Origin of the sequence: Pseudoselenomonas ruminantium (assembly GCF_900104055.1) — a bacterium.
GTDB classification, from domain to species: domain Bacteria; phylum Bacillota; class Negativicutes; order Selenomonadales; family Selenomonadaceae; genus Selenomonas_A; species Selenomonas_A ruminantium_C.
In genome coordinates this window covers 21,818-31,681 of sequence record NZ_FNJQ01000031.1, presented here as the reverse complement: position 1 = coordinate 31,681, position 9,864 = coordinate 21,818, and the positions used below count along the sequence as shown (strand labels likewise).

Genomic DNA, 9,864 nt, shown 5'->3' with positions numbered 1-9,864 from the left:
AACCATGGTATTTTTGCCACCATATAATGGGATACAGGAGGGATTTTGGGATGCAGCAGCCGAAGATACTGGATAACAAACAGCAAGGGCGGGTAATTGATGAACTTCGGCAAGCCATAAAACCACAGGCAAAGTTGTCTGTGATTTCAGCGTATTTCACGATTTATGCTTATGAGGCATTGAAAAAGGAATTGTCGCAGGTAGATGAATTAAGATTTATCTTCACGACACCGTCGTATATCAAGCAGAAAAGTGATTTTCAGCGAGAGTTCTATATTGCGCATCGGGAGTTTGGCAATCGACTGTCGGGCAATGAATTTGAGTTGAAACTCCGTAACAAGCTGACCCAATCCGCCATCGCCAAGGACTGTGCGCAGTGGCTTAGAAAGAAAGTCAGCATCAAGTCTTATCGGGAAAACAATCCAGCCCAGATGCGTCTGGCCTATGTGGAGAATGTTGACCCGGAGCAGGATATTGCCATTCAGGGGACGGTGGATTTCTCCAGTGATGGGCTGGGGATTACGCCCTCCGCACGTAACGATATGAATACCTGCATTTACAGCAGGCCCATGGGACAGGCAGTCTTGCAGATCTTTGATGGTATCTGGAACAACCCCGCTATGGTGGAAGATGTGACGGAGAAGGTGCTGTCAGAAATGGAAGTTCTCTACAAGGAGAACACGCCGGAGGCCATCTATTTCATTACCCTCTATCATATCTTTGAGGCTTATCTGGGTGAACTGACGGAAGAAACCATCATCAAGACCAAGACGGGTATCAAGGAATCACTGATTTGGAACAAGCTCTATAAGTTCCAGCGTGATGGTGTGATGGGGGCCATTGACAAGATTGAGAAATACGGCGGCTGTATCATTGCAGATAGTGTCGGCCTGGGCAAAACCTTTACGGCACTGGCCATCATCAAGTATTATGAGCTGCGCAATGACCGCGTGCTGGTGCTGGCACCTAAGAAGCTGCGGGAGAACTGGACGATATATACGCAGAATGATAAGCGGAATATCTTTGCAGCTGACCGATTCAACTATGATGTGTTGAATCATACGGATTTAAGCCGTTATAAAGGTTTCTCCGGGGCCATCAATCTGTCTACGCTCAACTGGGAAAACTATGACCTTATTGTTATCGACGAGAGTCATAATTTCCGTAACAATGTTCCCCATAAAGACCGCAAAACTCGTTATGAGCGATTGATGGATGACATCATCAAGGCCGGTGTCAAGACCAAAGTGCTGATGCTTTCGGCAACGCCGGTCAACAATCGCATGAACGATATCAAAAATCAGATTGCCTTCATCACGGAGGGCAAAAATGACGCCTTGAAGTCCACAGGTATTCCCAATATTGAAACCACTCTGCGCAAGGCACAGATGGTCTTCAACCGTTGGTCGGAATTGCCGGAACGGGAGCGTACGACCAAGGTCTTTGTGGAAATGATGGACTTGGAATATTTCAAGCTGCTCGATACATTGACCATCGCCCGTTCGCGCAAGCATATCGAAAAATATTACAATGTGGCAGAAATCGGCCGTTTCCCCACCCGCTTAAAGCCCATCAATGAATGTCCGGAAATCGATACCTTAGGCGAGTTCCCGCCGATTGGTGAAGTGAACAAGATGATCAACCGTCTGACATTGGGACTTTATGCGCCGCTAAGATATGTGCGTCCAGATAAGCGGCATGCCTATGAGAGCCGCTACGACATGAGCGTGGCTAATGGTCGCAGTGTGTTCCGTCAGGCTGATCGTGAAAATCAGTTGATTCATCTGATGCGGGTCAATCTCCTGAAGCGCATGGAAAGCTCCATCCATTCTTTTGTGCTGACGGTGGAGAAGATTTCCCAGCGGATAGAGCATACCTTGTCCATCATTGAAAAGCATGAGGGCGAGTATCATGCGGATTTGAATATCGAGGAACTGGACTTTGACGAAGACGGTTTGGATATGGGCGATTTGGTCTTTGGCAATAAAGTCAAGGTCCTGCTGCAGGATATGGATTTAATCAAATGGCGGCAGGATTTGGAACTTGACTTGCTGGAGTTGAAGGAAATCCTCAAAAGTGCCAAGGTCATCACGCCGGTACGGGATAACAAACTGCAAACCCTTAAAAACAGGATTGCTGACAAAATCCAGAATCCCATCAATGCCGGCAATGGCAAGCTGATTATCTTCACGGCCTTTGCGGATACGGCGGAATACCTGTATGAGAATATCGCCCCGCAAATGGCACCTCTGGGCATATATACGGCTTTGGTAACAGGTGGTACAGGCAACAATAAATCCACCATACCCATTCCGGCCAAGATGAAGCGCAGTGTCAAAGTGTCTGACCTGAATACGGTGCTGACCTTGTTTTCGCCCATATCGAAATCCGGAAAAAGCATCTTCCCCGATATGGAGGAGGAAATCGATATTCTCATTGCCACGGATTGTATATCCGAAGGTCAGAATCTGCAGGATTGCGATTATCTGATTAACTATGATATACACTGGAATCCTGTGCGCATTATTCAGCGCTTTGGTCGTATTGACCGTATCGGTTCGCAAAATGAAGTAATCCAGCTTTTGAACTTTTGGCCGACTGCCGACCTCGACTCGTATATTGACCTCGCGGAGCGTGTCAAAGGGCGTATGGTGCTGTTGGATGTGTCGGCAACCGGTGAGGAAAACATCATTGACGACCAAAAGACCAAGGAAATGAATGATTTAGAATACCGCAAGAAGCAGCTGCAGAAATTGCAGAATGAAGTGGTGGATTTGGAAGATATTTCCGGCGGTATTTCAATTACCGATTTGACGTTTAATGACTTTAAAATTGATCTGATGGAGTATATGAAGGAGCATGAGGAAGAACTGGCCAATGCTCCCAGCGGTTTATATGCGATTGCCCGTATTTCGGATAATTTGCGCGATATTGTAGATCCCGGGGTAATCTTTGTTTTGCGGCAGATAAAAGGTGCACGGCAGACCAAGGAGCAGAATCCCTTGTTCCCTTACTATCTTGCCTATATTACCGATGATGGGCAGGTGCAGGCCAATTTCCTGCAGGGCAAACAGGTTCTCGACTATTTGAAAAAATTCTGTTCGGGACAGAATACTGTGGCCAAGGATTTGGCAGAGGTATTCAATAAGGAAACCAAACATGGACGGTACATGGACAGGTATTCGGACCTGCTCCAACAAACAATAGAAGATTTGATTGGCAAAAAACAGGAAGTGGGCGTAGCCAGCCTCTTTAGCAAAGGCGGTACAGCCACACCACAGAATTTTGATGATGGTATGGCTGACTTTGAGCTCGTGGCCTTTCTGGTGCTGAAATGAGGTGGCTATGAGCATTTATGAAATAATGGAGCTGCCGACAGCAGCACGGATTGACCGCGTGGTGCCCAAGAAGCAGTTCTATGATAATGGTGAGTTGAGTTCAGCTGATAAGAAGCTCTTTGACCATGTAGAGAAAATTTACTGGCGTTATGCCCTGAAAACGGAAAATTCCTTTATACAGCCTTATCGTGACGAGGAAAAAGACTATCCGGAAATTGAAGTGCTGGAAGTAAATCTGCGAGCGGAGAAACAGTTGAAACGCTTGGCGGAGGTCATCATCCATGCCATTCCGTATCCGATGTTGCTTTTCTTTATCTTGGGAGATAAGCGTCGGCTGTATATGGGCAAGCTGCGCCAAAGTCAGGCGGATAGTGAACGGATGACGCTGGTGGCTACGGAAGATACGGATTGGCGAAGTGAAGATGATGACTTTTGGCCGGAAATGTCCCTGCGGAAAATGCCGGGGGCAAATTTCTGCCAGTTGTATGAAAGCTGGTTTGATGCCATCAGCAAAAGTCATCTGGCGGCAATGTCGGTGGATACAGAAGCGATGTCCGGTGATGAAGCCAGAGAAAAACTGCAACGCATTATGGCCATAGAGCAGGAAATGAACAAACTGCGCAAGCAGATGAAAGCAGAGAGCCAATTCAATCGCAAGATGGAACTCAATACCCGTCTGCAAAAAATGAAACGAGAAATGAAGAAGATAACCACACAAGGGAGTAGGGAACAATGAAAAATTTAACAGGCGAATCCATGAATATTACCGAAGAAAACTTGAAGGCCATGCAGCAGCTTTTCCCCGAAGCATTCGAGGAAGGGAAAATTGACTTCGATGTTCTGCGGCAGCTGTTGGGCGAGTTTGTGGATGACGAACAGGAACGGTACAGCTTCAAGTGGAATGGCAAGGGCAGAGCACTGCGCCTGTCCCAGACGCCCTCCATGGGAACGCTGCGCCCCTGCAAGGAAGAAAGCAAGGACTGGGATACTACGGAAAACCTCTATATCGAAGGGGATAATCTGGAAGTATTGAAACTCTTGCAGAAATCCTACTATGGCAAGGTTAAGATGATTTATATCGACCCGCCTTATAATACAGGTGGAGATTTCGTGTATAAAGACAACTTCCACGATAATATCCAGAACTACAAGGAAATCACGGGACAGGTTGATGGCGAAGGTAATAAGATTGATACTAATACCGAGGCCAATGGACGATTCCATACGGATTGGCTGAATATGATGTATCCAAGACTGAGACTTGCTAGAAATTTGTTGGCAGATGATGGGGCTATATGTATTAGTATAGATGATAATGAATTGGATGATTTGAGAAAAATATGTAATGAGATTTTTGGAGAAATTTCTTTTAGAAATATGCTTTTAACTAGGAGAAGAACCAAAAGCCTTAATTCTCAATTTGCGGACAATGGGTTAAATAGTCTTAATGTGGGTGCTGAATATATTTTTGTTTATGCGAAAAATAGTTTTTTAATGAAAGCAATTAGGTCTAAAAAAGAGAATGCGTCGAATAAGGGGAGGTGGGATGTGTTTTGGAGTAATGCAGATAGACCGACTATGCGCTATGATATTTTGGGATTTACTCCTACTACTGGTCAATGGAGAAATGCTAAAGAAAAAGCTGATAAAGCTGTAGAAAATTATAAGGTATACGAGGATAAATATTCTAGCAAAATGACACTTGAGGAATATTATGCGAAGACGGGCATTAGTGATTTTATAAGAAGAATTCCAAATGGAACTGGTAAAAATGGAGGCGTGCAACATTGGATAGCACCTTCGGATACCATACTTAGGACGAGTAATTGGACAGATATTGAAGTATCGCAAATAGGAAAAGAAATAGATATTCCTTTTGATAATCCTAAAAATAAATTGCTGATTGTAGAGTTAATGCGATTGGTTGATTTAAAAAGTGATGATATAATTATGGATTTCTTTTCGGGGTCTTCTACGACTGCTCATGCAGTTATGCAGTTAAATAATGAAGATGGTTGTCATAGGAAATTTATTATGGTGCAGCTTCCTGAATCAACGTCTGAAGATAGTGAAGCTGCAAAAGCAGGCTACAAAAACATCTGCGAAATTGGCAAAGAGCGTATTCGTCGTGCCGGGGAGAAAATCAAAGCAGAAGCTAGAGATAAGGCGGCGGATTTGGATATTGGCTTTAAGGTCTTTAAGCTGGACAGCTCCAATCTGCAGAAGTGGAATCCGCAGCCGGATGATTTGGTGATGACGTTGCAACAGTCTACGGACAATTTCCTGCCTGACCGCACCGAGCAGGATGTACTCTATGAAATCATGCTCAAGATGGGGCTGGTTTTGACTTGTCAAATTGAGGAAGAACAGGCAGCAGGCGAGACGGTCTATATTATCGGTGGCGGTGCCCTGATGATTTGTCTGGGACGGAATATCACGACTGCTGTGGCGGAAGCGGTCGTGAAACTGCATGAGGAATATGAGTCGGAACTTTGGCAGGTGGTGTTCCGTGATACGGGCTTTGCCTCGGATATGGACAAGACCAATGTCAAGGAAACGCTGAAAGCGGCAGGCCTTGATGAAGACAGCTTTGTGTGCGTGTGAGGTGATGGATAATGAAACTGAAATTTGACTCCACCCTCGATTACCAGCAGGAGGCCATTGCCGCTGTCCGTGATGTTTTTCAGGGACAAACGCCGAAACAAGCCTTGTTCACCGTGGCTGCGATTGCGAATGAGCAGATGGCGTTAGGTTTTGGCGATGAAAGCCGGCAGATGACTTTGGGACAGGGCATTGGCAATCGGCTGATGTTGGACGAAGAAGATTTGCTGAACAACATTCGTGCGGTGCAGCTGCGGCATGGCCTGCCCCAGTCCAACTCTTTGCCGAATCACAAGCTGAATCTCGATATTGAGATGGAAACCGGCACCGGCAAGACCTACGTTTACCTGCGCACGTTGTTGGAACTCAATAAGGCTTATGGCTTTACCAAGTTCATCATCGTTGTGCCGAGCGTAGCCATCAAGGAAGGCGTGCAGAAGACCATCGAGATAACCCGTGATCATTTCCGTGGGCTTTACAGCAATGTGAATTACGATGCCTTTGTCTATGACGGCAAACATATTGAGAAAATCCGTGACTTTGCCACGAGTAATGATATTCAGATTATGGTCATGACCATCAATTCCTTCCAGAATGACCTGAACCTGATTAATCGTTATAACGACAAGAAATTCGGCGAGTCCAAGCCGATTGATTTGGTGCGCGAAACCAAGCCCATTGTCGTGATTGATGAGCCGCAGTCCACCATCAGCACCGATGCACAGGTGGAGGCGGTGGAATCCTTGAATCCGCTGTGTACGATTCGCTATTCGGCAACGCCTATCCGCGTGGAGAACAAGCTTTATCGCCTGAACGCCGTGGACAGCTTTGCCAAGAAGCTGGTCAAGGGCATCGAAGTGGAGAGCTTTGCCGCCCAGGATGACCATAACGAAGCCTATCTGCTCTTGAAATCCGTCAACAACAAGAAATCCCCCATTACGGCACGGGTGGAAATGGACGTGCAGAACAAAAGGGGTGTTGTCCAGCGGAAAGCCGTTACCGTGAAGCAGGGGGATGACCTCTACGAAAAATCCGGTGGCCGTGATGTGTACGAGGGCTATATCGTCAAGGATATTTACTGCGCAGAAGGCAGTGAGTATATGGACTTCACCAGCTGCAGCGATATCCTGCATTTGGGCAAGGCCATTGGTACGGTCCATGATGATGAAATGAAACGCCAACAGATGCGGGCAACGATTGAGGAACATCTGAACAAGGAACTGGAACTGAATCCCAAAGGAATAAAGGTACTTTCGCTGTTTTTCATTGACCGTGTGGCCAATTACCGCGAATACGATGCCGAGGGCAATGCCGTGAAGGGCAAGTATGCCAAGTGGTTTGAGGAAATCTATCAGGATATGATTCGCCGTCCGAAATATCACGATTTGTGGCACAGGCTCCATAATGAAGATGATGAAGCTGAACTCGTTCATGATGGCTATTTCTCTGCCGATAAAGGCAAGAAGAATGAGCCGGGTCATTGGAAGGATACCAGCGGTTCTACGGCGGCAGATGACAGCACCTATAACCTCATCATGAAGGATAAGGAACGGCTGCTTTCCTTTGACTGCAAGATTCGATTTATCTTCTCCCACTCGGCTTTGCGAGAAGGCTGGGACAATCCGAATGTGTTCCAGATTTGTACACTGAATGAAACTAAGAGCACCATCAAGAAGCGGCAGGAAATCGGCCGTGGCCTACGCTTGTGTGTCAATCAGACGGGCGAACGGCAGTACGATGCCAATCTGAATATCCTTACGGTTATGGCCAATGAAAGCTATGACGAATTTGCCAGCTCCCTGCAGAAGGAATACGAGGAAGACGGCATCCGTTTCCGTGTGCTGGAAACTGCCAACTTTGCCAATATCCTCGTGCCCGTACCGGCAGAGGATGTGGCAACAGGTACGGCAGGGGAAGAAACTGCTTATCTGGGCACAGAGAAGGCCGAAATGGTTATGGAATCCCTGAAGGAATATGGCTATGTGGATGATGAGGGCAATATTCAGGAATCGCTGAAAGCCGATATCCAGCAGAATAAATTCGTGGTAGCAGAAGAACTGGCTCCCTACAAGGCACAGATACAGGAAATATGCATGCAGGCCTGCAGAACCGTGCCGATTCACAAAAAGCGCGAACGGCGTGAGGCTGTCCTCAATAAAGAAGTGTTCCTGTCCCCGGAATTCAAGGAACTATGGGACAGTATCAAGTGGAAGACTACCTATCGGGTTGATTTTTCCACGGAGGAACTCTTGCGGCGCTGCCGTAAGCAAATGGCTTTGGAGATGAAGATTCCTTCGCCGAAAATCATTCAGACCAAGGCGGATTTAACCATCGGCACAGGCGGTGTCGAAACCAAGGTGGTGGCAGACCGGGCTGTAAGTACATACGGTTCCAGTAATTTCCTGCCGGATATTGTCGCCTATCTGCAAAACGAAACCAATCTGACCCGCCGTACCATTGTGGAACTCTTAACCGGCACCAGACAGGATGAGAAGGGCACCTGGATTCCCTTTGATGATTACGGCAACCGGCTGAAGGATTTCCAAAAGAATCCGCAGGTGTTCATGGAAAACACAGCAAAAATCCTACGCTCTGTAATGAAGTCGCTGATTGTGGACGGCATTAAATATCAACGGCTCGGGGACAGCGAATACTACTGTCAGGAACTCTTTGAGTCGGAAGAACTCAAGGGATATCTTGAAAGCAATATGCTGGAAAGTACTAAAAGCCCTTATAACTATGTGGTCTACGACAGCGAGAATGAACGGCAGTTTGCCCAGTCCTTTGAGGATAACGAAGATGTATACCTCTACGCCAAACTGCCGGACTGGTTCAAAATCAGTACGCCGTTGGGCTCCTATAATCCTGACTGGGCTGTGATGATTGACCAGAATGGAGAAAAGAAATTGTACTTCGTTTTGGAAACCAAGGGCAACATAGATACTGATGCCCTCAGAAAGACGGAAAGCGAAAAGATTCAATGCGGTAGAGAACATTTTGCTGCATTGGGGGATAAGGCTGAGTTTATGCCGGTGGATAATTTTACCGAGTTTATGCATAGTATTTGATGGTAAGGGGGAGGGATATCCATGTTTTGTTCAAACTGCGGTGCGAAAATTCAAGACGGATCTAAATTTTGCAGTTCTTGTGGGACCAGCACGGAATCTGCGACTCATGAGGCAAAACAGGGGACTCAAAGTAAATCGGCAGGCAAGAAGGCTCCTGCCAAGGGGAAAAAATCGTCAGATGGATTTTCCGTTGGGAAAATCATTGCGATTGTGGTAGGATTTATCTTTCTGGTGGTAATAATGGTTTCGTTTATGACAGCATTTTACTTTACCAAAAATGAAAAGGCCTCTACAGAAATTACGCAAACAGAATCGAATGAAACAGTAAAGGATACTAAGGAAAAGGCGAAAGATAAGGATAATTCTGTTGGAAAAAATCTTTACAAGGAAAAAATGAAGGATGGACATGAGGTGGTTTATGGGGTATCGTCAAATGTCTTAATTGCGCCAGTCTATGCAAAAGAGTTTAATGAGCCCATTGGAAGTAAGTATCATAAGGCAGCACCTCAGGGAAAATTCATAGGGGTAGCTGTAATGATACATAACGAGCAGAATGATGCCATTACTGTTAATGAAGCTATGTTTCGTTTGATTGATGAAAAAGGCAGAGAATATAGTACATCTTCCAAGGCTAGTGTTAGTTGGATGATGTCACATCATTCGCAGGAAATATTGACAGAAATCAATCCGGGAAATGATTCTGTATTCACGTATTTTTTCGATGTACCAGCTAATGCTGATATTAAAAGCTTTAAACTGCAAGGAAGAGGTGGCATGATGGGGGAACCTGTGGTAGTTCCTATAAATTATATGGAAGATTTTAAGGGATGGCTGGAATAATAGCAGAGCTAGGGGGA

5 protein-coding genes are annotated in these 9,864 nt (G+C 45.9%); all 5 read left to right on the top strand.

The window, feature by feature from the left end:
- The first annotated feature begins 50 nt into the window (after nt 1-50).
- Genes BLQ59_RS12295 through BLQ59_RS12275 form a run of 5 tightly spaced genes read left to right on the top strand, consistent with a single transcriptional unit; the run spans nt 51 to nt 9,847 of the window.
- Nucleotides 51-3,338 carry a helicase-related protein gene (locus tag BLQ59_RS12295; protein WP_074573166.1) on the top strand — a complete coding sequence of 1,096 codons (3,288 nt, stop codon included), beginning with the start codon at nt 51-53 and terminating at the stop codon, nt 3,336-3,338.
- 7 nt (nt 3,339-3,345) lie between these two features.
- On the top strand, nt 3,346-4,074 hold the full coding sequence (locus BLQ59_RS12290; protein WP_074573165.1) for a DUF4391 domain-containing protein: 729 nt from the start codon (nt 3,346-3,348) through the stop codon (nt 4,072-4,074).
- The gene (locus tag BLQ59_RS12285; RefSeq protein ID WP_074573164.1) at nt 4,071-5,942 is read left to right on the top strand and encodes a site-specific DNA-methyltransferase; all 1,872 of its coding nucleotides are present in this window, start codon (nt 4,071-4,073) and stop codon (nt 5,940-5,942) included. Before BLQ59_RS12290 ends, BLQ59_RS12285 begins: the two co-directional genes overlap by 4 nt.
- 11 nt (nt 5,943-5,953) lie before the next feature.
- Complete coding sequence (locus BLQ59_RS12280) at nt 5,954-9,007, top strand: type III restriction-modification system endonuclease (RefSeq protein ID WP_074573163.1); 3,054 nt, start codon at nt 5,954-5,956, stop codon at nt 9,005-9,007.
- Between the two features lie 21 nt (nt 9,008-9,028).
- Complete coding sequence (locus BLQ59_RS12275) at nt 9,029-9,847, top strand: DUF4352 domain-containing protein (protein WP_074573162.1); 819 nt, start codon at nt 9,029-9,031, stop codon at nt 9,845-9,847.
- Nucleotides 9,848-9,864: the final 17 nt, after the last annotated feature.